This window comes from Geobacillus stearothermophilus ATCC 12980, assembly GCF_030369615.1.
Taxonomy (GTDB): Bacteria; Bacillota; Bacilli; order Bacillales; family Anoxybacillaceae; genus Geobacillus; species Geobacillus stearothermophilus.
Genome location: NZ_CP128494.1, coordinates 2,129,335 through 2,150,486, shown reverse-complemented (window position 1 = coordinate 2,150,486; position 21,152 = coordinate 2,129,335). Strand labels below are relative to the sequence as shown.

The following is a 21,152-nucleotide window of genomic DNA, read 5'->3' as shown; positions in this document are numbered from 1 at the left end:
TATGGCAGAATGGAAGGTCGGAGCGATGCCACACCATTGGAAAGAGTTGTTGGCCGTTGATCGGTATATGGTGCAAAGCCGCACTGCGCTGCACGATGCGGACCGAAAAGTGTTGACTATGCTGTATCAGCCGCTGATCGGCCATCGTGCGCTCGCCTTATATATGACGCTTTGGGGGGAGCTCGAGCTGCTTGGCGGCCGGGAAGCGACCCACCATCGGCTTATGGCGCTCATGCAGTGCGGCCTGCCGGACATTTACAGCGAGCGGCTGAAGCTCGAAGGCATCGGGCTGCTGAATACGTACGTCCACGCCCCCGAGGCGGAAGAGCCGAAGCAGTTTGTGTATGAGCTGCGCCCGCCGCTGGCGCCGGATCAATTTTTCCGCGACGAAATGCTCGGCGTCTTTTTGTACCGGCAAGTCGGCCGTCATATGTTTGCCCAGCTGAATGACTGTTTTGCCTGCCCGGTTGTGGATGAGACAAAGTTCACCCTGGTGACGCGCGCGTTTTCGGACGTATTTTCGTCCGTTCATGCTGAACAAATCGTCGCGGGATTCAATGAAGAGGCCGGGCGCGAGCTCGAGCCGCCGGATGGAAAAGTGCACATGGGGCGGGACGAGGCGTCGTATGCGCTCGATGACGGCGTGTTTGATTTTGAGCTGTTTTTTGCCGGCTTGTCGAAACAGATGGTGCCGCGCCGGGCCGTAACCGCGAAAGTGAAAGAAGCGATCAAAAAGTTGGCATTTTTGTACGGCATCCCGCCGCTGGAAATGCAAAAAATTGTCCTCGGCGTCATCGATCCGGCATACGAGATTGACATTGACGCCCTGCGCCGGGCGGCCCGGGAGTGGTATGAGATCGAGCACGGCGGCGCCGCCCCGCGCCTTGTCGAACGGGTGCAGCCGCTCGCTTACCGGACGATGGAATACATCGAGCCGCGCACAAAAGAGGAGGCGTTGATGAAGCAGCTCGAGACGATCTCCCCGCGCCAGCTTCTGAAGGAAATTTCCGGGGGAGCGGAGCCGTCGCTCGCCGATTTGCAATTGATCGAAGATATTATGTTTCAACAGCAGCTTCTTCCGGGCGTCGTCAATGTGCTGATTTATTACGTCATGCTGCGGACGAATATGAAACTATCGAAAAAATATGTCGAGAAAATCGCCAGCCATTGGGCGCGCAAAAAGGTGCGCACCGTCAAAGAGGCGATGGAGCTGGCTAAAGAGGAAGCAAAGACGTACCAAAACTGGGCGAATGAAAAAGAAAAAGGGACGCGGACAGTGCGCAAAGTCGTGCGCACCGAAATCGTCCCCGACTGGCTGAACATGGATTACAGCCAGCCGGATGATGACGACTTTGATGTGGAACAGGCGCGCAAAGAGCTCGAGGAACGGCTGAAAAAATACCGTGATGGATCGTAGGTGTAAAGGCGATGGAACGAGTAAATCAACTGTTGCAGCGGCTGTTCGGAAACGAAGGGTTCCGGCGGCGCTATGAACAAATGCGGCGCTATATTTTGACGCATCCGGACGTGCAGCCGTTTTTGCAGGCGCACGAGCAGCAGCTGTCGCGCGATGCGGTGGACCGAAGTTTAATGAAGCTGTACGAATTTATCGAGCAACATGGCCATTGCCGCCAGTGCCCAGGGCTCGAGCAATGCCCAAATATGTTGCCGGGGTATCATCCGAACTTGGTGGTCGCCGGCGGGCGAATTGACGTTGAATACGACCGCTGCCCGAAAAAAGTGCAAGATGATGAACGGAGAAGGCAGGAAGCGCTCATTCAAAGCATGTTCGTGCCGCGGGAAATTTTGCAAGCTTCGCTGTCGGATGTGGATCTTAGCGACGATGGGCGCATTAAAGCCATCCAGTTTGCAGAGAAGTTCGTGACGGAGTACGAGCCGGGGAAAAAAATGAAAGGATTGTACTTGTACGGGTCGTTCGGCGTCGGCAAAACGTATTTGCTCGGGGCGATCGCCAATGAACTGGCGAAACGGAACATTCCGTCGCTCATCGTCTATGTGCCGGAGCTGTTTCGCGAGCTGAAGCATTCATTGCAAGATCAGACGATGAACGAAAAGCTCGATTATGTGAAAAAAGTGCCGGTGCTCATGCTCGATGACCTTGGAGCGGAGGCGATGTCGAGCTGGGTGCGCGACGATGTGCTCGGCCCAATTTTGCAATACCGGATGTTTGAAAATTTGCCGACCTTTTTCACCTCCAACTTTGATATGAAGCAGCTCGCCCACCATTTGACGTATTCGCAGCGCGGCGAGGAAGAAAAAGTGAAAGCCGCCCGCATTATGGAGCGGATCCGCTCACTCGCGCACCCGGTTGAAATTACCGGGCCAAACCGCCGCGAATGATGGATAAGCGGTCAAACGGCGCGCTTACGGCGTCCCCTGACGCAAGGGGGCGCCGTTTTTCTGCGCTGGGGCGGAAAGGATGCATTCTCCGCCAGCCGCCAAGGAGCGGGGCATCTTGGCGAATGAACCCGTTGCGAATGTCTGTGCGCTCCGTCCGCCGCAGCCGCCGAGCGGCGCATCCCTGTAGGCGGGAAACGTTGGACGTTTTGCGCTTTTTTAGTCTAAACAGCTGATTGTCCCCATATATATAAACCAAGTGTTGATCTCGGAGAAGGGGGGACAGCGGGTGATCGAAATCCATTTTGACAAGGCAAGCGAGGCGGAGAAACTGTTTTGGCTGCTGAATGAACGGAAACGGGATGCCTGTCCGCTGTTTCACGCCGCTTACGACGGAAACAAGATCGTGGCGGTTTACATATACGGCGATGAGAAGCACGTGCTCGAGACGTATATCATACCAGCCATGACTGCATTTGTGCAGTCTGTCCTCGAAGACCGGCTGTTGTTGTCGATCATTTCCGGTGTCTTTTATTTTCGCGACCGCGAGGAACAGCAGCAAATTTTGGCGCTCGCCCATTCGTTTTTGGACGGTGAACGGCGCGATTATCAGAAAGGGGCGGAGTTTGCTGCTTCGCGCATGGCGCTGCTGCGCGAGGCGTGCGCTTCGTTTTTGCGCGACGGGCTGTCCTTCTCGTTTTCGTCGTTTGTCACCTTTCGGCTGAAGCCGTACATCGAGCGGCTTGAACATTATGTCGGGCTCGCGATTGACGAGTACAAATTGGAGCAAGAGTATCAAACTTTCGTGCAAATGCTGCGCGAATGCCTGGTTGGCCGGACGCCGCAATGGCCGCGCCTGTATTTGGTGCACGACCCGCCGCACTTCGTGTTTTACGACCGCCACCGCCGCGAGCTGTCGGCGGCGGAAGTGAAACGGCTGATCGACCGCCATCTCGTCGTCAGCCAGCCGATGTATATCGATTCTTCGGTGCTCGCGCCGCTTGTCTCGCTTGCTCCGGCGGAAATTGAGCTGTATACCGACCACCCGGATGACGGCATGGTGCAGACGCTGCAAAACGTGTTTCAAGAGCGGCTTCGCCTCCGCCGCCGCGCTGATTTTTCCCGCTTGTTTGTCGCCAGCGCCGGAAATGGGGAAGAATCTTGATTTTTCTTTTCGGTTCCGCTATAATATCGTACATAAATAACCGCATAGACAAGCGATGACGAGGATATGGGTGCATTTTTACGGTTTCCAGAGAGGGAAGGCGGCGGCTGGAACCTTCCTAACACGAAAAATGCGCTTACCCCCTCAGAGCTGCGGCAGCGAACGGAGCGCCCAGTAGTTGCCGCCGGTGGCTAGCCGTTATTGTTGTTGAGCCATGGCGTTGTGTTGCCATGGGAAGAAGGGTGGAACCACGACGAAAACTCGTCCCTTTTGAGGGAGGAGTTTTTTTCTTTTTTAATTATGACAAAGGAGTGATTGCCGATGCCAGACATGATTCGCATCACGTTCCCGGACGGAGCGCAAAAGGAGTTTGCGAGCGGGACATCGACCGAAGACATCGCCGCGTCGATCAGTCCGGGGCTGAAGAAAAAAGCGATCGCCGGGAAACTGAACGGCCGGTTCGTCGATTTGCGCACGCCGCTTCATGAGGACGGCGAGCTGGTGATTATCACCCAAGATATGCCAGAGGCGCTTGATATTTTGCGCCATAGCGCCGCCCATTTAATGGCGCAGGCGATCAAACGGCTGTATCGCAACGTCAAGCTCGGCGTCGGACCCGTTATTGAAAACGGCTTCTACTATGATATCGATATGGAGCATAAGCTGACGCCGGACGATTTGCCGAAAATTGAGGCGGAAATGCGCAACATTGTCAAAGAAAACTTGGATATCGTCCGCAAAGAAGTGAGCCGTGAAGAAGCTATCCGGCTGTATGAAGAAATCGGCGATGAGTTGAAGCTCGAGTTGATCGCTGATATTCCGGAAGGCGAGACGATTTCCATTTACGAGCAAGGCGAGTTTTTCGACCTTTGCCGCGGCGTGCACGTGCCGTCGACCGGCAAGATCAAAGAATTCAAGCTGCTCAGCATCTCGGGGGCCTACTGGCGCGGTGACAGCAACAACAAAATGCTGCAGCGCATTTACGGGACAGCGTTTTTCAAGAAGGAAGATTTGGAGCGCTATCTGCATCTTCTCGAAGAGGCAAAGGAGCGCGACCACCGCAAATTAGGAAAAGAGCTTGAGCTGTTTGCGACGTCGCAAAAAGTCGGGCAAGGCTTGCCGCTTTGGCTGCCGAAGGGGGCGACGATCCGCCGGATCATTGAACGGTATATCGTCGACAAAGAAATCGAGCTTGGCTATGACCATGTGTATACGCCGGTGCTCGGCAGCGTCGAGCTGTACAAAACGTCAGGACACTGGGACCATTACAAAGAAAACATGTTCCCGCCGATGGAAATGGACAATGAACAGCTTGTGCTGCGTCCGATGAACTGCCCGCACCATATGATGATTTACAAAAGCAAGCTGCACAGCTACCGTGAGCTGCCGATTCGCATCGCCGAACTTGGCACGATGCACCGCTACGAAATGTCCGGAGCGCTTACCGGCTTGCAACGCGTCCGCGGCATGACGCTTAATGACGCCCATATTTTCGTGCGCCCTGACCAAATCAAAGACGAGTTTAAACGTGTCGTCAACTTGATTTTAGAAGTATACAAAGATTTCGGGCTTGACGAGTACTCGTTCCGCTTGTCATACCGCGATCCGCATGACAAAGAAAAATATTACGACGACGATGAAATGTGGGAAAAAGCGCAACGAATGCTGCGCGAAGCGATGGACGAGCTTGGTCTCGACTACTATGAGGCTGAAGGGGAAGCGGCGTTTTACGGGCCGAAGCTCGATGTGCAAGTGCGCACGGCGCTCGGCAAAGACGAAACGCTCTCAACGGTGCAGCTCGACTTCCTCTTGCCGGAACGTTTTGACCTTACGTACATCGGCGAAGACGGGAAGCCGCACCGCCCGGTTGTCATCCACCGCGGCGTCGTCTCGACGATGGAGCGGTTTGTCGCGTTCTTGATCGAAGAATACAAAGGCGCGTTCCCGACATGGCTCGCCCCGGTTCAAGTCAAGGTGATCCCGGTGTCGCCGGAGGCGCACCTCGATTACGCCTATGACGTGCAGCGGACGCTGAAAGAACGCGGCTTCCGCGTTGAAGTCGACGAGCGCGACGAAAAAATCGGCTACAAAATCCGCGAAGCGCAAATGCAAAAAATCCCGTACATGCTCGTTGTCGGCGACAAAGAGGCGGCCGAGCGAGCGGTCAACGTCCGACGCTACGGCGAAAAAGAGAGCCGGACGATGGGGCTTGATGAATTTGCTGCCTTGTTAGCGGAAGACGTGCGGGAAAAACGGGCGAAATAAGGAACGACCTATGGCGGTCCGACGCGTTTCGGACCGCTTTTTTTCGCGCGCAGGCGGAGGCTGGAGCGCATTGTTGCGGTCAACTGAAAATTTTCTCTTGCTAACGAAGTGAGAATCCATTATAATAAAGGACGTTGTGTTTATCAAGAGCCGCTCCTTGACATGCCATCGCCAAGGTGGTATAGTGTATAAAGTGGAATGATTGCTTGTTTGTAACGAAAGCAGAAGCGCCCGCTTCTCACCTGACCGACGCTAAGAAGGCTGTTGGCAGGTTGTTACGGTTCGCCAACTTTTTGTCCGAACGTCGTGCGCGGGTGCTTTGTGCATCCGCGCTTTTTCGTTGAGAGCGGGCTCTGCCGGCAAACAAGCCAGTTGGAAAAAACCTTGGAGGTGGCTCATTATTAGCAAAGATTTCATTATCAACGAGCAAATTCGTGCCCGGGAAGTGCGCTTGATCGATCAAAACGGCGACCAACTTGGCATCAAGTCGAAGCAGGAAGCGCTCGAAATTGCGGCGAGACGCAACTTGGACCTCGTGCTTGTGGCGCCGAACGCCAAACCGCCTGTTTGCCGCATCATGGATTACGGGAAATTCCGCTTCGAGCAGCAGAAGAAAGAAAAAGAAGCGCGCAAAAAGCAAAAGGTCATCAATGTGAAAGAAGTGCGCCTCAGCCCAACGATCGAGGAGCATGACTTCAACACGAAACTGCGCAACGCGCGCAAGTTTTTGGAAAAAGGCGATAAAGTGAAAGCGACGATCCGCTTCAAAGGACGGGCGATCACCCATAAAGAAATCGGACAGCGCGTCCTTGACCGCTTATCGGAAGCGTGTGCCGACATCGCGGTCGTCGAAACGGCGCCGAAAATGGACGGGCGCAACATGTTTCTCGTGCTCGCACCGAAAAACGACAACAAGTAAGGAGGAAACTGTGATGCCAAAAATGAAAACTCACCGCGGCTCGGCGAAACGGTTCAAAAAGACGGCGAGCGGCAAATTGAAACGCGGCCATGCGTATACGAGCCACTTGTTTGCCAATAAAACGAAAAAACAAAAGCGTCATCTCCGCAAAGCGACGCTTGTCTCGCCTGGCGATTTCAAACGCATTCGCCAAATGCTCGACAACTTGAAATAACGACCGACTATAGGAGGGAACGATTATGCCACGCGTAAAAGGTGGACCAGTGACGCGCAGACGTCGCAAAAAAGTATTGAAGCTTGCGAAAGGCTATTTCGGCGCGAAACACGCGTTATATAGAGTTGCGAACCAGCAAGTGATGAAATCGCTCATGTATGCGTATCGCGACCGCCGTCAACGGAAGCGCGATTTCCGCAAACTGTGGATTGTCCGCATCAACGCGGCGGCTCGCCAAAATGGCTTGTCCTACAGCCGTTTGATGCACGGCTTGAAGCTGGCCGGCGTGGAAGTGAACCGGAAAATGCTCGCCGACTTGGCGGTGAACGATCAAGCCGCGTTCGCCCAACTCGCCGACTTGGCGAAAGCGAATTTGAATAAATAACAACGATGGCCATCCTTGATCAGGATGGCCATTTTCTTATCAAGGAAAGGGATCGATATGGTACAATACGGAATAGCGATCAATCTTCTTGCCTTTTTTATGATGGGGCTCGACAAACAAAAAGCGAAACGCCGCCGCTTTCGCACCGCTGAGCGGACGCTTTGGCTGCTGGCGTTTGCGGGCGGGGCCATCGGTGCGGCAGCTGGAATGTACACGTTTCGCCATAAAACGCGCCATCGGGCTTTTGGCTATGGCTTGCCGCTGTTGGCAGCGGTGGAGCTGTTTCTCTATTGGCGATGGATGAGGTAGAAAGGGGAGGAAAGAATGAATTGGCCTTTGCTTTACGATATGCAGCGCATGTTGGATCGGCGCATTGAAACGGAGCATGGCTTGATGGAGGAAGATTTGTTTGCCCGCAAGCAGCTCGCCTTTCTTGTGGAGCTGGGTGAACTCGCGAATGAGACGCGTTGCTTTAAATTTTGGAGCATCAAACCGCCCGCGCCAGCCGAGCGAGTGCTTGAGGAATATGTGGACGGCTTGCATTTTTTATTGTCGCTCGGGCTGGAGTGCGGCTTGTTTTATGAAGAAAACGAAGCTCCGTCGGCGGGACGGCCGCTTGTCGAGCAGTTTCTTGCCGTGTTTCGCGCCGCCGAGCGGTTCGGGGAGACGAGAGCGCGAGGGGAATATGATGCGCTGTTTGCGGAGTATTGGCGGCTTGGCGTGGCGCTCGGTTTTTCTTCCGATGACATCGAGGCGGCGTATCGGCGGAAAAATGAAGTGAACCACAAGCGGCAAAACGAGCGCTATTGATCTTTTTTTGGATGGCGAATGATTCATTTTGCCAATCGTCAGCCTTTTCAAGTATAATAAAAAAGTGGACAAAACCGGAAAGGAGTGCCAAGATGGCGAAGTTGGACGAAACGTTGACGATGCTGAAAGCGCTGACCGATGCGAAAGGCGTCCCGGGCAATGAGCGGGAAGCGCGCGATGTGATGAAGACATACATAGCTCCGTATGCGGATGAAGTGACAACGGATGGCCTCGGCAGCTTGATTGCCAAAAAAGAAGGGAAATCGGGCGGGCCGAAAGTGATGATCGCCGGCCATTTGGATGAAGTCGGCTTTATGGTGACGCAAATCGACGACAAAGGCTTCATCCGCTTCCAAACGCTTGGCGGATGGTGGAGCCAAGTGATGCTCGCCCAGCGCGTGACGATCGTGACGAAAAAAGGCGACGTCACCGGCGTCATCGGTTCGAAGCCGCCGCACATTCTGCCGCCGGAGGCGCGCAAAAAACCGGTGGAAATCAAAGATATGTTCATCGACATCGGCGCGACAAGCCGCGAGGAAGCGATGGAGTGGGGCGTCCGCCCGGGCGATATGATCGTGCCGTATTTTGAATTTACGGTATTGAACAATGAAAAAATGCTGCTCGCGAAAGCATGGGACAACCGGATCGGCTGTGCGGTCGCCATCGATGTGCTCAAGCAGCTGAAAGGCGTCGACCATCCAAACACGGTATACGGCGTCGGCACGGTGCAGGAAGAAGTCGGCTTGCGCGGCGCGCGCACGGCCGCCCAATTCATTCAGCCGGATATCGCCTTTGCGGTGGATGTCGGCATTGCCGGCGATACACCGGGCGTGTCGGAAAAAGAAGCGATGGGCAAACTCGGCGCCGGCCCGCACATCGTCCTGTACGACGCGACGATGGTGTCGCACCGCGGCTTGCGCGAATTCGTCATCGAATTGGCGGAAGAGCTGAACATTCCGTACCATTTTGATGCCATGCCGGGCGGCGGTACGGATGCGGGAGCGATTCATTTAACGGGCAGCGGCGTTCCGTCGCTCACGATCGCCATCCCGACGCGCTACATCCACTCGCACGCCGCCATTTTGCATCGCGACGACTACGAGAACACGGTCAAGCTGCTTGTCGAAGTGATCAAACGGCTTGACGCCGACAAAGTGAAACAACTGACGTTTGACGAATAAAAACACCGGCCAATTCGGCCGGTGTTCGTCATTGTTTAACCGCCTGCTCGAGCGTGGTGAGCATCATGTCTTTTTGCTGTTCATTGGCGTGCGTCCAAATGGCTTCAAAGAGGACGCCGAGGCCGGGCAAATATTTTTCCTCGCCACGCTGGATCGCGTCCTCGATTGTATTCTCGAGCTGTTCTTTCGAGTTGTTGGCGACGTTGTGCATAATGGCTTTCCGCAAGTTCAAATCCATTTGTCTCACCTCATTGGCCGTATTATACACCGTTATCGTTTGCCAATGGCGGCGGATTTATACATGGAGCGGCTCTCGTATATGGTATAATAGAGGAAAAACTAGACCGAAATGAAACGACAGCTTGACTCAGTGACATGAGCGGCCGGCGTGCGGAACGGAACGAGCCTGGCTTTGTGAAGGAACTTGGCTTTGGTCGTGAAAGATGACAACGGCACACATTTTGTTATAATCAAATGAAGAAACTTGACGAATGAGGTGACGACACAATGGAAAAAGCGACATTCGCCGGCGGCTGCTTTTGGTGCATGGTGACGCCGTTTGAGGAGCTTGACGGCATTTACGGCATCGTCTCCGGCTATACGGGCGGGCATGTCGAAAACCCAACATACGAGCAAGTGAAAACCGGCACGACCGGCCATTACGAAGCGGTGCAAATCACGTTTGACCCGGACGTCTTTCCGTATGAGCGGCTGTTGGAGCTGTATTGGTGTCAAATCGACCCGACCGATGACGGCGGCCAGTTTCACGACCGCGGGCCGCAATACCGGACGGCGATTTTTTACCATAACGAAAAACAGCGCCAGCTCGCCGAGCAGTCAAAGCGGGCGCTCGAGGAAAGCGGGCGCTTCTCGAAGCCGATTGTAACGAAAATTTTGCCGGCGACGACGTTTTACCCGGCGGAAGAGTATCATCAAAACTACCATAAGAAAAATCCGGAGCATTACAAGCAAGACCGCGCCGCGTCCGGGCGCGACGAGTTTATCGCCAAACATTGGGGGACGAAACGGTGAAGCGGATCGAATCGCCGAAAAATGCGCGCGTCAAACAATGGAAAAAGCTGCTGACCAAAAAAGGGCGCGATGAGACCGGATTGTTTTTGCTTGAAGGGTTTCATCTTGTCGAAGAGGCTGTAAAAAGCCGAGCGCCGCTTGTTGAGCTGATGGTGGACGAGCGGACAGCCATCCCGCCCGGCTGGGACGTCAGCGTCCCGGTTGTGATCGTGACCGAAGCGGTGATGAAGGCGATCAGCAGCACGGAGACGCCGCAAGGCATCGCCGCGGTGTGCCGACAGCTGCCGGCCGAGCTTGAAGGCGTGAAGACCGCCTTGCTCATTGACGCCGTGCAAGACCCGGGCAATCTCGGGACGATGATTCGCACCGCCGATGCCGCCGGGATCGATGCTGTCATCCTTGGCGAAGGGTGCGCCGATGTGTACAATCCGAAAGTCGTGCGGGCGACGCAAGGGTCGCTGTTTCATCTTCCGGTTGTCAAAGGCGATTTGGCGCAATGGATCGCGCGTTTCAAGGAGCAGGGCATTCCGGTGTACGGAACGGCCTTGGAGAATGCCGTTGATTACCGCACCGTTCCGCCTTCGTCTTCCTTCGCCTTGCTCGTCGGCAATGAAGGAAGCGGCGTCCGGCGCGAATGGCTCGAGATGACGACGGAAACCATCTACATCCCGATTTACGGCCAAGCCGAGTCGCTGAATGTCGCCGTCGCGGCCGGAATTTTGCTTTATTCCTTGCAGGCGGTGCGGTAAACGATGAGCTGCGCAAAGAAATTTCGGCCTGACCTTGCCTTTGCCGTTTTCTTTGCGTATAATAAATAGCGACATTTTCCATACGGACAACAACGATGACGGAGAAAAGTAGCTTGCCGCTCGCCATCCAGGGAGAAAACGCCGGAGACTGGGAGCGTTTTTATGGCCGACGCAAGTGAAGTTCACCTCCCGAGTTGGCACCGGGACCATCCCAAAAGGGGATGTAAAGGTGTTCCGGCTTTCGGCCGTTATCGCAATGAAGCGAACAGCACATTTGTGCTGTTAACAAGGGTGGTACCGCGAGCAACAACTCGTCCCTTACCGGGGGGCGGGTTTTTTATTTTGGATAGAGGAGGGACTCAAGTGAAAGAACGGCTGTACGAGCTGAAGCAAGAAGCGCTTCGCCGAATCGATGAGGCGAAAGACGTCAAAGCACTGAATGACGTGCGCGTCGCTTACTTGGGCAAAAAAGGGCCGATCACCGAAGTGCTGCGCGGCATGGGGGCATTGCCGCCGGAAGAGCGCCCGAAACTCGGCGCGCTGGCCAATGAAGTGAGAGCGGCGATTCAGCAGGCGCTCGAGGCGAAACAAGCGAAACTGGAACAGGAGGAAGTCGAGCGGAAGCTGGCCGCCGAAGCGATCGATGTGACGCTGCCGGGACGACCTGTGAGTCTTGGCAATCCCCATCCGCTGACACGCGTCATTGAAGAAATTGAAGATTTGTTTATCGGCATGGGCTATACGGTCGCCGAAGGGCCGGAAATCGAGACCGACTATTACAACTTTGAGGCGCTCAATTTGCCAAAAGGCCACCCGGCCCGCGATATGCAAGATTCGTTTTACATCACGGAGGAGATTTTGCTTCGCACCCACACATCGCCGATGCAGGCGCGGACGATGGAAAAACACCGCGGGCGCGGCCCGGTGAAAATCATTTGTCCGGGCAAAGTGTACCGCCGCGATACGGACGATGCGACGCATTCGCACCAGTTTACGCAAATTGAAGGATTGGTTGTGGACCGGAACATCCGGATGAGCGATTTGAAAGGGACGCTGCGCGAATTTGCCCGCAAGCTGTTCGGGGAAGGGCGCGACATCCGCTTCCGGCCGAGCTTTTTCCCGTTCACCGAGCCGTCGGTCGAAGTCGATGTGTCCTGCTTCCGATGCGAAGGGCGGGGCTGCGGCGTCTGCAAAGGCACCGGCTGGATCGAAATTTTAGGAGCCGGCATGGTGCATCCGAACGTGCTTGAGATGGCCGGCTTTGATTCGAAAACGTACACCGGCTTTGCGTTCGGCATGGGGCCGGAGCGGATCGCGATGCTGAAGTACGGCATTGACGACATCCGTCATTTCTATCAAAACGATCTACGTTTCTTGCGGCAATTTTTGCGTGTGTAACAGAAAAAGGAGGGGTTTTCCATGCTCGTGTCTTACCGTTGGCTGAGCGAGTACGTCGATTTGACGGGGGTCACCGCCGCGGAACTCGCTGATCGCATCACGAAAAGCGGCATTGAAGTCGAGCGGGTTGAGGCGCTCGACCGCGGGATGAACGGCGTCGTCATCGGCCATGTGCTCGAGTGCGAGCCGCACCCGAACGCGGATAAACTGCGGAAATGCCTCGTTGACCTTGGCGAAGGCGAGCCGGTGCAAATCATTTGCGGCGCCCCGAACGTCGCCAAAGGGCAAAAGGTCGCCGTCGCCAAAGTCGGGGCGGTGCTGCCGGGCAATTTCAAAATCAAACGGGCGAAGCTGCGCGGGGAAGAATCGAACGGAATGATTTGTTCGCTCCAAGAGCTCGGCGTCGAAACGAAAATCGTGCCGAAAGAGTATGCAGACGGCATTTTCGTCTTTCCGAGCGATGCGCCGGTCGGCGCCGATGCACTGGAATGGCTCGGCTTGCACGATGAAGTGCTCGAACTGTCTTTGACGCCCAACCGCGCCGACTGTTTAAGCATGATCGGCGTCGCCTATGAAGTCGCGGCCATTCTCGGACGTGAAGTAAAGCTGCCGAAAGCGGCGGTCAAAGAAACGAACGAAAACGTTCACGACTACATTTCCGTCCGCGTCGAGGCGCCGGAAGACAACCCGCTGTACGCCGGGCGGATCGTGAAAAACGTCCGGATCGGCCCGTCGCCGCTTTGGATGCAAGCGCGCTTGATGGCAGCCGGCATTCGCCCGCACAACAACGTCGTCGACATTACGAACTACATTTTGCTTGAGTATGGCCAACCGCTTCATGCGTTTGACTACGACCGCCTCGGTTCGCAGGAAATTGTCGTCCGCCGCGCAAAGGCAGGCGAAACGATTGTCACGCTCGATGATGTCGAACGGAAGCTGACCGAAGACCACCTTGTCATCACGAACGGCCGCGAGCCGGTCGCCTTAGCCGGGGTGATGGGCGGGGCGAATTCGGAAGTGCGCGATGACACGAAAACCGTGTTTATTGAAGCGGCGTACTTTACAAGCCCGGTCATCCGCCAGGCGGTAAAAGACCACGGGCTGCGCAGCGAAGCGAGCACTCGGTTTGAAAAAGGCATCGATCCGGCGCGGACGAAAGAAGCACTCGAGCGCGCCGCCGCCCTGATGGCCGAATACGCCGGCGGCGAGGTCGTCGGCGGCGTCGTGGAAGCGAGCGTGTGGCGTGAGGAGCCGGTGGCGGTGACGGTCACGCTCGAACGCATCAACGGTGTCCTCGGCACGGCGATGTCGAAAGAGGAAGTGGCCGTGATTCTTTCGAATTTGCAATTTCCGTTCACAGAAGACAACGGAACGTTTACGATCGATGTCCCGTCGCGTCGGCGCGACATTGCGATTGAAGAAGACATCATCGAGGAAGTGGCGCGCCTGTATGGCTACGACCGTCTGCCGGCGACGCTGCCGGTGGCGGAGGCGAAGCCGGGCGGACTCACGCCGCATCAGGCGAAGCGCCGCCGCGTCCGCCGCTATTTGGAAGGGGCGGGCTTGTTCCAAGCCATCACGTATTCGCTCACGAGCCCGGACAAAGCGGCGCGCTTTGCGCTTGAGACGGCCGAATTGGTCCGCTTGGCGCTGCCGATGAGCGAAGAGCGGAGCGTTTTGCGGCAAAGCTTAATTCCGCATCTGCTTGAAGCGGCGAGCTACAACCGCGCCCGCCAAGTCGAGAACGTCGCCTTGTACGAAATCGGCTCTGTCTACTTGTCCAAAGGAAAAGGCGTCCAACCAGCGGAAAAAGAGCGCCTCGCCGGCGTTCTCACCGGCTTATGGCACGCCCATTTATGGCAAGGAGAGAAAAAGGCCGTTGATTTTTACGTTGCCAAAGGCATTTTGGACGGCTTGTTCGACTTGTTTGGACTCGCCGCCCGCATCGAGTACAAGCCGGCCAAGCGCGCCGACTTGCATCCGGGACGGACGGCGGAGATTGCGCTTGACGGCAAGGTGATCGGCTTTGTCGGCCAGCTCCATCCGGCCGTGCAAAAAGAGTACGATTTAAAAGAAACGTACGTGTTCGAGCTCGCCTTGACCGATCTGTTGAACGCCGAAAGCGAAGCGATCCGCTACGAGCCGATTCCGCGCTTCCCGTCGGTCGTGCGCGACATCGCCTTGGTCGTTGACGAAATGGTCGAAGCCGGCGCCTTGAAGCAGGCGATCGCCGAAGCCGGGAAACCGCTGTTGAAAGACGTCTCCCTCTTTGACGTCTACCAAGGCGAGCGCCTGCCGGCCGGGAAAAAATCGCTCGCCTTCTCGCTCCGCTTCTATGATCCGGAGCGGACGCTCACGGATGAAGAAGTCACGGCCGTCTATGAGCGGGTATTGGCGGCGGTCGAGCAGCAATTTGGCGCCGTGTTGCGCGGGTAAAACGAAAAGCTGTTCCGAAAGCGATGGGCTTTTGGAACAGCTTTTTTTGATGAGAGCTCGTTTTCAAACAGATTCAGAAAACGAAAGATGCTAACAAAGGTGGATGCCCTGTCAGCCGCGTTCAGCTATAATGCGCCCGGTTTGCGACACATCGTACCCGCCGAGCGCTTCGAGTTCGGCGCGGAACGAATCGGAGCGGAGCACGTCGAGCACGGAAGCGATGAGCGATTCATTCTCCGGCGTCCGCAGCATGACGACATCATACTGTTCGTTCATTAGCGGAATGAACTCGACGCCGGCCATTCGCGCCACCTTTTCCGTGCCGATGCCGACATCGGCGAGACCTGACGCCACCGCGGAGGCGACGCTCAAATGGCTTGTTTCCTCGCGTTCATAGCCGCGAATGGCGGACGGCGACAATCCATGCAGGCGCAGCTGTTCATCTAACAGGACGCGCGCCCCGGCCCCTTTCTCCCGATTGACGATCACGACGTCGCTCCTTCCTAAGTCGCGCCACGTTTGAATGCTGCGAGGATTGCCTTTTGACACATAAAATCCAATCGGCCGGCGCATGACGTTCACCATGATGTACGCATGGCCTGTCAACAGCTTTTCCACATACGGACGGTTGTACTCGCCTGTCTGCCCGTCAAACAAATGCACGCTGACGATGTCGCATTGCCCTTTATACAGGGCGATCAGCCCATTGAGGCTGCTCGTGTAGGTGCGGAGCGATTGATAAGGGCCGTTTTTTTCCAGATGGACGCCAAGCAAATCGAGCGCCGCATCTTGGCCGCTGATGATGATGGGGCGAACGGCGGCTTCGACCGGCCGTGAAACGGCGGAAGAAACGGGGCTTGTCTCCCCTTTTTGCCCGTCGATGTACCGGCGAAGATCATCCGCGGTAATCCGCATTTGCCGCCCGACGCGAAAGGCGGGCAGCTTCCCTTTTTTCACTAAATCGTACACCGTTAGTTTGGACACTTTTAATAAGGAAGCGATTTCTTCAATCGTGTATGACTGCGGCTCCGTCATCATGCCATCCTCCTTTCTTTCATTGTAGCGCAAAGAACGCATGGGGAAAAAATTTTTCTTTCCTAACTACTTATTATTATTTATAATTAGATATCATTACATATAAAAAGATAAGGGGGAGACAGATGCGAAAAATCGCATGGCTTGCCGTATTGCTCTTGCTGTTCGGCTTGTATGGCTGCGACAGCGGATCAAAAGAGGGGAAGGGGCAAACGAAATCGGCGGATAAAGTGGAGCTCACCGTCTCCGCCGCCGCTAGTCTGCAAGAAGCGCTGGAAGAAGCGAAAACGGCGTTTGAACGAAAGCATCCGAACATCCGCATCCAATACAATTTCGGTGCGTCGGGCGCGTTGCAAAAGCAAATTTCCGAAGGGGCGCCGGTCGATCTTTTCTTTTCGGCGGCCGCTGAGCCGTTTGAAAAATTGAAAGCAGAAGGGTTGATCGATTCCAAACACGAAAAAACAGTGCTGGCGAACGAACTCGTCCTCATTGCGCCAAAACAAGGGGAAGGAGCGGTTCAGTCGCTCGATGACATCATCCGCGCCAAACGGATCGCCATCGGCATCCCCGAATCGGTTCCGGCCGGCATGTACGCGAAACAAACGTTGGAGAAGGCGGGGCTGTGGGAGAAGGTGGCACCGAAGCTCGTGTACGCGAAAGACGTTCGCCAAGTGTTGACGTATGTGGAAACCGGCAACGTCGACGCCGGATTTGTGTACCGGACGAACGCGCTTGCCTCGGAGAACGTCAATATCGTCGCTGCAGTGCCAAGCGGCATGCACGACCCGATCGTCTATCCGCTTGGTGTCGTCAAGACGAGCAAACATCTCAAGGAGGCGCAACAGTTTTACTCGTATTTGACAAACGGTCCAGCGCTGCAAATGTTCGAAGAGCACGGATTTCGCCGCGCCCGCTAGAAGACTGGTGGGCGAGTAAAAATACCGCTGAATCCTGTCTTTTCTCAACTAGAGAAGCCTAGCACAATCAGCCTTTTTTTTGGCAAAATGCCGCCTGTTTGCTGTCCTTCACACGGGAAGGGGACATTATGGTAAAATAACAAACAAGAAAACGTTATAGGCGATGGAGTTCGCCATAACCGCCGGCTTCCGGCTGATGACTCCTGCTACAAATGAAAAGCGGCAGGAGTCTGTTTATTTTACGAAGGAGGGATGGTTATTGGTCTATCTCGCCGTCGGCGCAGCCGGCATGATCGGCGCGCTTGTCCGCTATGTCGTTGGTCTTGTCGTGCCCGATGCCTGGTTGGGAGGAGTTCCGCTCGGAACGCTTTTGGTGAACTGGACCGGCTCGTTTTTGCTCAGCTGGCTTACGGTGGTGTTCACCCGCCGCCCGTCTTGGCCGCCGTGGCTGAAAACAGCGGCGACGACCGGGTTCATCGGCTCGTATACGACGTTTTCGACGCTCAGCGTCGAATGTGTGGAATGGATGGAACAAGGGCGCTTTGGCATGGCGGCCGTGTATATCGCCGCCAGCCTGTTCGGCGGCCTAGCCGCCGCATGGGCGGGATATGTTGCCGCCCATCCAAAGCGAAAGGAGGAAATAGCATGATGACCGCACCGCTATTGGTGATGATGGGGGGTTTTTTTGGCGCCATCTGCCGTTATGCCGTCAGCCGCTGGGCGGCTCGGCGTTCGCCGCGTTTTCCCATAGGGACGCTCATTGTCAACTTGCTTGGGTCCTTTTTGCTTGGCTGGCTCGCCGGAAGCGGCGCCGCCGATGCGACGAAGCTGCTTGTCGGCACCGGCTTCATGGGCGCGTTCACGACGTTTTCGACGTTGAAATGGGAAAGTGTGCAAATGATGCAGCAGCGCCAATGGGCGAAGGTGGTCGTTTATTTGGCGGCTACGTATTCGTGTGGCGTGTGGCTGGCGTGGCTTGGCTATCGCGTGGGGCGGTGATGAGCGGCAATGAAAAACGGGCTTGATTTCTGATCGGGGGGGGGGGAGAGAAAAGAGATTGCGATTTGTTGAGCCAGGGGAGGAGACTAGAATGGCGAGGGCAAGAGTGGAAGAGAGATTCAAGACATTGCGATACTTTAGCGATGGCTACTATAACCAATCGATCGATGATGAGTTTGATGGTCGGGTTCGCGATTTTCGCGATTATGAACCGAAATGTTTGGTCAACGCATTGCGGAGAGAGTTGGTTGATTTGCGAACAGTCGTCGCCCAAGCCGACAAGGAAACCTTTAACTTCCCTCGGAAAGAAGTCTCCTACTTCTAAACGTGAAGGTGCGCCAGCACCAGTGAAAGTGGGAGATGAATTTCGGTTGGCGTTAGCCAACGAATATGATAGAATATGGCTAGAACGGACACCTTCGGAACGAAGGGAAGCGTAAAGGGTTCTTGTATGCAGCTTACCGTTCAGCGAACACACACAAGTCGCTTGAAGCCCCCACCTCTAAGCGAAGCGTAGGTGGTGGGTAGTTCACAAGAAAATCCGTATTCGACATCGGCGCTCAGTCGTGTGGATGACATTCACACCGCCGCTGAGCGGGCGGTGAAAGGGACGAAGTGGGAAGACGCGACGATCGCTGTCGGCGGCGTCACCAGCACGTACGCCGATTTGCAGGCGATCTCAAACGCCGGCTATAAACGGACGGCCGTGCTGATGTTGATCGGCATCGCCATCGTGCTCGCAGCGCTCCTTCGTTCGCTTATCATGCCGCTCTATTTGATCTTGTCGCTCGTCCTGACGTATTACACATCGATGGCCGTCACCGAACTCATTTTCGTCAACGGCCTCGGCTATGCCGGCTTGAACTGGGCGGTGTCGTTCTTCGCCTTTGTGTTGCTGTTGGCGCTTGGCATCGACTACAGCATCTTCCTCATGGATCGGTTCAACGAATACCGCGGCTGGCCGGTGAAGGAAGCGATGCTGTCGGCGATGGGCCATATGGGGACGGTCATCATCTCGGCCGCCGTCATTTTAGGCGGAACGTTCGCCGCGATGTATCCGTCCGGTGTCTTGTCGCTCTTGCAAATCGCAACGATTGTGCTGACGGGGCTTCTCCTTTACGCCCTCGTCGTTCTGCCGCTGTTTGTGCCGGTCATGGTCCGCACGTTCGGCCGCGCGAACTGGTGGCCGTTTCGGCAGCCAGTGAGCGAAGTGGATGGTCTGGAACAACAAAAAATCAGTTAGGAAGGCGAGTCAACGCCGCTCCCCGCATGCTGGGGGCGGCGTTCTTTTTCAGGAGAGCTGGCACGATGCCGCCTCTCCTCATCAACGAAATATAGGTGCTCGTTGCTTGATCGTCCGCCAGCGATTCATTCCTTTTCCATTTCACAAGCATATTTTTTCCGCTTTTGCCCAATGTAAAGTATGATGAATGGTAGAGAACATGCTAAAACCTAAAGGAGGAATGCGGGCATGACGAAACGAGTGCTCATGGTGGTGACGAACCATACGACGATCACCGACGACCATAAAACCGGGCTTTGGCTTGAGGAGTTTGCCGTACCGTATTTGGTATTTAAAGAAAAAGGGTATGACGTGAAAGTGGCGAGCATTCAAGGCGGCGAGGTGCCGCTTGACCCGCGCAGCATCAATGAAAAAGACCCGTCTTGGTCGGAGGCGGAAGCAGTGCTGAAGAACACAACACGTTTAAGCAAGGCTGATGCACACGGGTTTGACGCCATTTTCCTTCCCGGTGGACACGGGACGATGTTCGATTTTCCCGACAATGAAACGCTGCAATACGTCTTGCAGCAGTTTGCCGAAGACGGGCGCATCATCGCCGCTGTCTGCCACGGTCCGTCAGGGCTGGTGAACGCCACATACAAAGACGGCACGCCGATTGTGAAAGGAAAAACGGTCACGTCATTTACGGATGAAGAAGAGCGTGAAGTCGGGCTTGATGTGCATATGCCGTTTTTGCTCGAGTCGACGCTGCGCCTGCGCGGTGCAAATTTCGTCCACGGCGAGAAATGGACCGATTTCTCGGTGCGCGACGGTAACTTGATCACCGGGCAAAATCCGCAATCAAGCCGAAGCACGGCGGAAAAAGTCGTCGCCGCGCTGGAAGAGCAGGCGTGAGCGATAAAGGCTGAATGTGCGGCAAAGGGGTGTCCCAAGAGAACGGGGCACCCTTTCTTCATGACGAGATGCAGGGACACACATATTACCCGTGGTGCTAGATAAACTCAAACAAACATCATTGTTCATCAATCCCACTCCTTCACTTCCGGCGCTTGGCGATGGCAAGCGCCTTTTTCGTATTGGCGAAATGAAGCTTGGCGCACGTCTCGAGCATCTCTTCCCCCCGCGCGCGGATGATCCGGGCGGCGGCTTCGTCAACGATGGCGCCGGCACCTTTCGGGAGCAAAAGGCCGACGGCGCGGGATAATTGCTCCATCTCCTCTAAAAACACATAGCGGGCGATGATCGAGGCGGCGGCGACTGATACGTGGACACTTTCCGCCTTGGGAAGGCAGTGCACCCGCTCGCGGATAATGCGATCTTCATCGGAAAGGTAACGGAAATACGAATCCCGTTTTAAAAATTCGTCGATGATGATTGCTTCTGGTTCGGCGGGCGCGATGGCGTCAACGAGTTTCACGAGCGTCCGGTTGTGAAGGAGCGCCTTCATTTTCGTCTGCGGCATGCCGCTTCGCTGCCAGCGGTTGTATTGGGGGTTATCCAGCACGGTGACCGCATGCGGCACGGTTTCCATGATGGCTGGTGCGATCCGTTTGATCGCTTCATCGTTCAATTGTTTCGAATCTTTCACGCCAAGCGCCGCGATTTTGGCGATATGCGGCCGATCCACGTAGGCGGCGGCGACGACGATCGGGCCGAAATAATCGCCGGTGCCGACTTCATCGGAACCGATGGCGGAAAGAGACCCGAGTTGATGAGCTGCCAAAGCGGACGGCTGGTGGTCAGCTGTTTCGTTTGAGGCGCTCGCCCCTGATATCCATTTCGCTGCTTCTTGCTCCGCCGCTTTCCCTTGAAACAGCACTTTGCCTGAGCGGTAGGCGGTGATCACGACATCCGGGCGTTTGACGGCAAACAACGCTCCAGCCGGAAGCCGGTCGGACAAGGCGCCTTCATAGTGGGCGCGCAAGGCGTCAAGCAGCTGTTGGTCGGCTTGAATCACATAGTTTGACAACGTTCGATCGCTCCTTTAATCTTCTCTATCGTTGCTATGTGTCGCTTCTTTCCATTATACCAGCGTTCATGATATGA

General features: G+C 55.4%; 22 protein-coding genes, 1 pseudogene, 1 riboswitch and 3 other annotated features. Of the genes and pseudogenes, 20 read left to right on the top strand and 3 right to left on the bottom strand.

Features of this window, described 5'->3' with window-relative positions:
* The first annotated feature begins 25 nt into the window (after positions 1-25).
* The 10 genes from QSJ10_RS11645 (at position 26) to QSJ10_RS11600 (ending at position 9,297) form a co-directional block, all read left to right on the top strand.
* A complete protein-coding gene (locus tag QSJ10_RS11645) occupies positions 26-1,417 on the top strand; it encodes a replication initiation and membrane attachment family protein (RefSeq protein WP_287135935.1) in 1,392 nt (463 codons plus the stop codon).
* Between the two features lie 11 nt (positions 1,418-1,428).
* Positions 1,429-2,361, top strand: coding sequence for a primosomal protein DnaI (dnaI, locus tag QSJ10_RS11640; RefSeq protein WP_033010808.1), 933 nt, complete (start codon positions 1,429-1,431; stop codon positions 2,359-2,361).
* A 286-nt stretch (positions 2,362-2,647) separates the two neighbouring features.
* Complete coding sequence (ytxC, locus tag QSJ10_RS11635; protein WP_033014399.1) at positions 2,648-3,523, top strand: putative sporulation protein YtxC; 876 nt, start codon at positions 2,648-2,650, stop codon at positions 3,521-3,523.
* A 46-nt stretch (positions 3,524-3,569) separates the two neighbouring features.
* Positions 3,570-3,795 (top strand) — a binding site (T-box leader).
* A 49-nt stretch (positions 3,796-3,844) separates the two neighbouring features.
* A complete protein-coding gene (gene thrS, locus QSJ10_RS11630) occupies positions 3,845-5,788 on the top strand; it encodes a threonine--tRNA ligase (RefSeq protein WP_033010805.1) in 1,944 nt (647 codons plus the stop codon).
* A gap of 213 nt (positions 5,789-6,001) precedes the next feature.
* Positions 6,002-6,133: a sequence feature (ribosomal protein L20 leader region), on the top strand.
* Positions 6,129-6,707 (top strand): translation initiation factor IF-3, encoded by a 579-nt coding sequence (gene infC / locus QSJ10_RS11625; RefSeq protein WP_080706499.1) that lies wholly within the window; start codon positions 6,129-6,131, stop codon positions 6,705-6,707. (Overlaps the previous feature by 5 nt.)
* A gap of 13 nt (positions 6,708-6,720) precedes the next feature.
* Entirely contained in the window at positions 6,721-6,921 is a 201-nt protein-coding gene (rpmI, locus tag QSJ10_RS11620; RefSeq protein WP_011232191.1) for a 50S ribosomal protein L35, read from the top strand.
* Between the two features lie 25 nt (positions 6,922-6,946).
* On the top strand, positions 6,947-7,306 hold the full coding sequence (gene rplT, locus QSJ10_RS11615; RefSeq protein ID WP_011232190.1) for a 50S ribosomal protein L20: 360 nt from the start codon (positions 6,947-6,949) through the stop codon (positions 7,304-7,306).
* A 57-nt stretch (positions 7,307-7,363) separates the two neighbouring features.
* Positions 7,364-7,615 carry a DUF1294 domain-containing protein gene (locus tag QSJ10_RS11610; protein WP_033014398.1) on the top strand — a complete coding sequence of 84 codons (252 nt, stop codon included), beginning with the start codon at positions 7,364-7,366 and terminating at the stop codon, positions 7,613-7,615.
* Between the two features lie 15 nt (positions 7,616-7,630).
* The gene (locus tag QSJ10_RS11605) at positions 7,631-8,116 is read left to right on the top strand and encodes a dUTP diphosphatase (RefSeq protein ID WP_011232188.1); all 486 of its coding nucleotides are present in this window, start codon (positions 7,631-7,633) and stop codon (positions 8,114-8,116) included.
* 92 nt (positions 8,117-8,208) lie between these two features.
* Complete coding sequence (locus QSJ10_RS11600) at positions 8,209-9,297, top strand: M42 family metallopeptidase (RefSeq protein ID WP_033014396.1); 1,089 nt, start codon at positions 8,209-8,211, stop codon at positions 9,295-9,297.
* Positions 9,298-9,325: 28 nt separating this feature from the next.
* On the opposite strand, the gene sspI is transcribed toward QSJ10_RS11600, so the two are convergent.
* Positions 9,326-9,535, bottom strand: a complete 210-nt coding sequence (gene sspI / locus QSJ10_RS11595; RefSeq protein ID WP_015375579.1) for a small acid-soluble spore protein SspI — start codon at positions 9,533-9,535, stop codon at positions 9,326-9,328.
* A 269-nt stretch (positions 9,536-9,804) separates the two neighbouring features.
* Here sspI and msrA point away from each other — a divergent pair, with 269 nt between their 5' ends.
* From msrA to pheT, 4 genes are all read left to right on the top strand, one after another.
* On the top strand, positions 9,805-10,329 hold the full coding sequence (gene msrA, locus QSJ10_RS11590; RefSeq protein ID WP_013144533.1) for a peptide-methionine (S)-S-oxide reductase MsrA: 525 nt from the start codon (positions 9,805-9,807) through the stop codon (positions 10,327-10,329).
* Entirely contained in the window at positions 10,326-11,078 is a 753-nt protein-coding gene (locus tag QSJ10_RS11585; protein ID WP_033010801.1) for a TrmH family RNA methyltransferase, read from the top strand. The genes msrA and QSJ10_RS11585 overlap by 4 nt, the downstream gene beginning before the upstream one ends.
* 86 nt (positions 11,079-11,164) lie before the next feature.
* Positions 11,165-11,400, top strand: a binding site (T-box leader).
* 41 nt (positions 11,401-11,441) lie between these two features.
* On the top strand, positions 11,442-12,476 hold the full coding sequence (pheS, locus tag QSJ10_RS11580) for a phenylalanine--tRNA ligase subunit alpha (RefSeq protein WP_033014393.1): 1,035 nt from the start codon (positions 11,442-11,444) through the stop codon (positions 12,474-12,476).
* Positions 12,477-12,497: 21 nt separating this feature from the next.
* A complete protein-coding gene (gene pheT, locus QSJ10_RS11575; RefSeq protein WP_049626573.1) occupies positions 12,498-14,912 on the top strand; it encodes a phenylalanine--tRNA ligase subunit beta in 2,415 nt (804 codons plus the stop codon).
* Between the two features lie 111 nt (positions 14,913-15,023).
* On the opposite strand, the gene QSJ10_RS11570 is transcribed toward pheT, so the two are convergent.
* The gene (locus tag QSJ10_RS11570; RefSeq protein WP_033010799.1) at positions 15,024-15,947 is read right to left on the bottom strand and encodes a substrate-binding domain-containing protein; all 924 of its coding nucleotides are present in this window, start codon (positions 15,945-15,947) and stop codon (positions 15,024-15,026) included.
* Between the two features lie 125 nt (positions 15,948-16,072).
* On the opposite strand from QSJ10_RS11570, the gene modA reads away from it, so the two are divergent.
* The 6 genes and pseudogenes from modA to QSJ10_RS11540 all read left to right on the top strand — a co-directional run bounded on the left by modA (position 16,073) and on the right by QSJ10_RS11540 (position 20,000).
* Positions 16,073-16,864, top strand: a complete 792-nt coding sequence (gene modA, locus QSJ10_RS11565) for a molybdate ABC transporter substrate-binding protein (protein ID WP_033014387.1) — start codon at positions 16,073-16,075, stop codon at positions 16,862-16,864.
* Between the two features lie 150 nt (positions 16,865-17,014).
* A riboswitch (Fluoride riboswitch) is annotated at positions 17,015-17,077 on the top strand.
* 46 nt (positions 17,078-17,123) lie between these two features.
* Positions 17,124-17,513: a fluoride efflux transporter FluC gene (locus QSJ10_RS11560; protein WP_053532739.1), complete on the top strand. Its 390-nt coding sequence runs from the start codon at positions 17,124-17,126 to the stop codon at positions 17,511-17,513.
* Positions 17,513-17,863 carry a fluoride efflux transporter CrcB gene (gene crcB / locus QSJ10_RS11555; protein WP_033006429.1) on the top strand — a complete coding sequence of 117 codons (351 nt, stop codon included), beginning with the start codon at positions 17,513-17,515 and terminating at the stop codon, positions 17,861-17,863. The genes QSJ10_RS11560 and crcB overlap by 1 nt, the downstream gene beginning before the upstream one ends.
* A gap of 91 nt (positions 17,864-17,954) precedes the next feature.
* Positions 17,955-18,188 (top strand): contact-dependent growth inhibition system immunity protein, encoded by a 234-nt coding sequence (locus QSJ10_RS11550; RefSeq protein ID WP_230847145.1) that lies wholly within the window; start codon positions 17,955-17,957, stop codon positions 18,186-18,188.
* A 210-nt stretch (positions 18,189-18,398) separates the two neighbouring features.
* Positions 18,399-19,106: pseudogene (locus tag QSJ10_RS11545) on the top strand (MMPL family transporter); the annotation flags it as partial.
* Positions 19,107-19,334: 228 nt separating this feature from the next.
* Entirely contained in the window at positions 19,335-20,000 is a 666-nt protein-coding gene (locus QSJ10_RS11540; RefSeq protein WP_033014377.1) for a type 1 glutamine amidotransferase domain-containing protein, read from the top strand.
* 142 nt (positions 20,001-20,142) lie between these two features.
* On the opposite strand, the gene rnhC is transcribed toward QSJ10_RS11540, so the two are convergent.
* Complete coding sequence (gene rnhC, locus QSJ10_RS11535; protein ID WP_053532756.1) at positions 20,143-21,075, bottom strand: ribonuclease HIII; 933 nt, start codon at positions 21,073-21,075, stop codon at positions 20,143-20,145.
* Positions 21,076-21,152 lie beyond the last annotated feature (77 nt).

Excerpts from the sequence above, each read along its gene's own strand:
- dnaI (WP_033010808.1), top strand. The coding sequence starts at position 1,429 with ATGGAACGAGTAAATCAACTGTTGCAGCGGCTGTTCGGAAACGAAGGG.
- QSJ10_RS11550 (WP_230847145.1), top strand. The coding sequence starts at position 17,955 with ATGGCGAGGGCAAGAGTGGAAGAGAGATTCAAGACATTGCGATACTTT.
- pheT (WP_049626573.1), top strand. The coding sequence starts at position 12,498 with ATGCTCGTGTCTTACCGTTGGCTGAGCGAGTACGTCGATTTGACGGGG.
- QSJ10_RS11645 (WP_287135935.1), top strand. The coding sequence starts at position 26 with ATGCCACACCATTGGAAAGAGTTGTTGGCCGTTGATCGGTATATGGTG.
- QSJ10_RS11605 (WP_011232188.1), top strand. The coding sequence starts at position 7,631 with ATGAATTGGCCTTTGCTTTACGATATGCAGCGCATGTTGGATCGGCGC.
- msrA (WP_013144533.1), top strand. The coding sequence starts at position 9,805 with ATGGAAAAAGCGACATTCGCCGGCGGCTGCTTTTGGTGCATGGTGACG.
- crcB (WP_033006429.1), top strand. The coding sequence starts at position 17,513 with ATGACCGCACCGCTATTGGTGATGATGGGGGGTTTTTTTGGCGCCATC.
- rpmI (WP_011232191.1), top strand. The coding sequence starts at position 6,721 with ATGCCAAAAATGAAAACTCACCGCGGCTCGGCGAAACGGTTCAAAAAG.
- sspI (WP_015375579.1), bottom strand. The coding sequence starts at position 9,535 with ATGGATTTGAACTTGCGGAAAGCCATTATGCACAACGTCGCCAACAAC.
- QSJ10_RS11570 (WP_033010799.1), bottom strand. The coding sequence starts at position 15,947 with ATGACGGAGCCGCAGTCATACACGATTGAAGAAATCGCTTCCTTATTA.
- QSJ10_RS11540 (WP_033014377.1), top strand. The coding sequence starts at position 19,335 with ATGACGAAACGAGTGCTCATGGTGGTGACGAACCATACGACGATCACC.
- thrS (WP_033010805.1), top strand. The coding sequence starts at position 3,845 with ATGCCAGACATGATTCGCATCACGTTCCCGGACGGAGCGCAAAAGGAG.
- QSJ10_RS11610 (WP_033014398.1), top strand. The coding sequence starts at position 7,364 with ATGGTACAATACGGAATAGCGATCAATCTTCTTGCCTTTTTTATGATG.
- modA (WP_033014387.1), top strand. The coding sequence starts at position 16,073 with ATGCGAAAAATCGCATGGCTTGCCGTATTGCTCTTGCTGTTCGGCTTG.
- QSJ10_RS11600 (WP_033014396.1), top strand. The coding sequence starts at position 8,209 with ATGGCGAAGTTGGACGAAACGTTGACGATGCTGAAAGCGCTGACCGAT.
- rplT (WP_011232190.1), top strand. The coding sequence starts at position 6,947 with ATGCCACGCGTAAAAGGTGGACCAGTGACGCGCAGACGTCGCAAAAAA.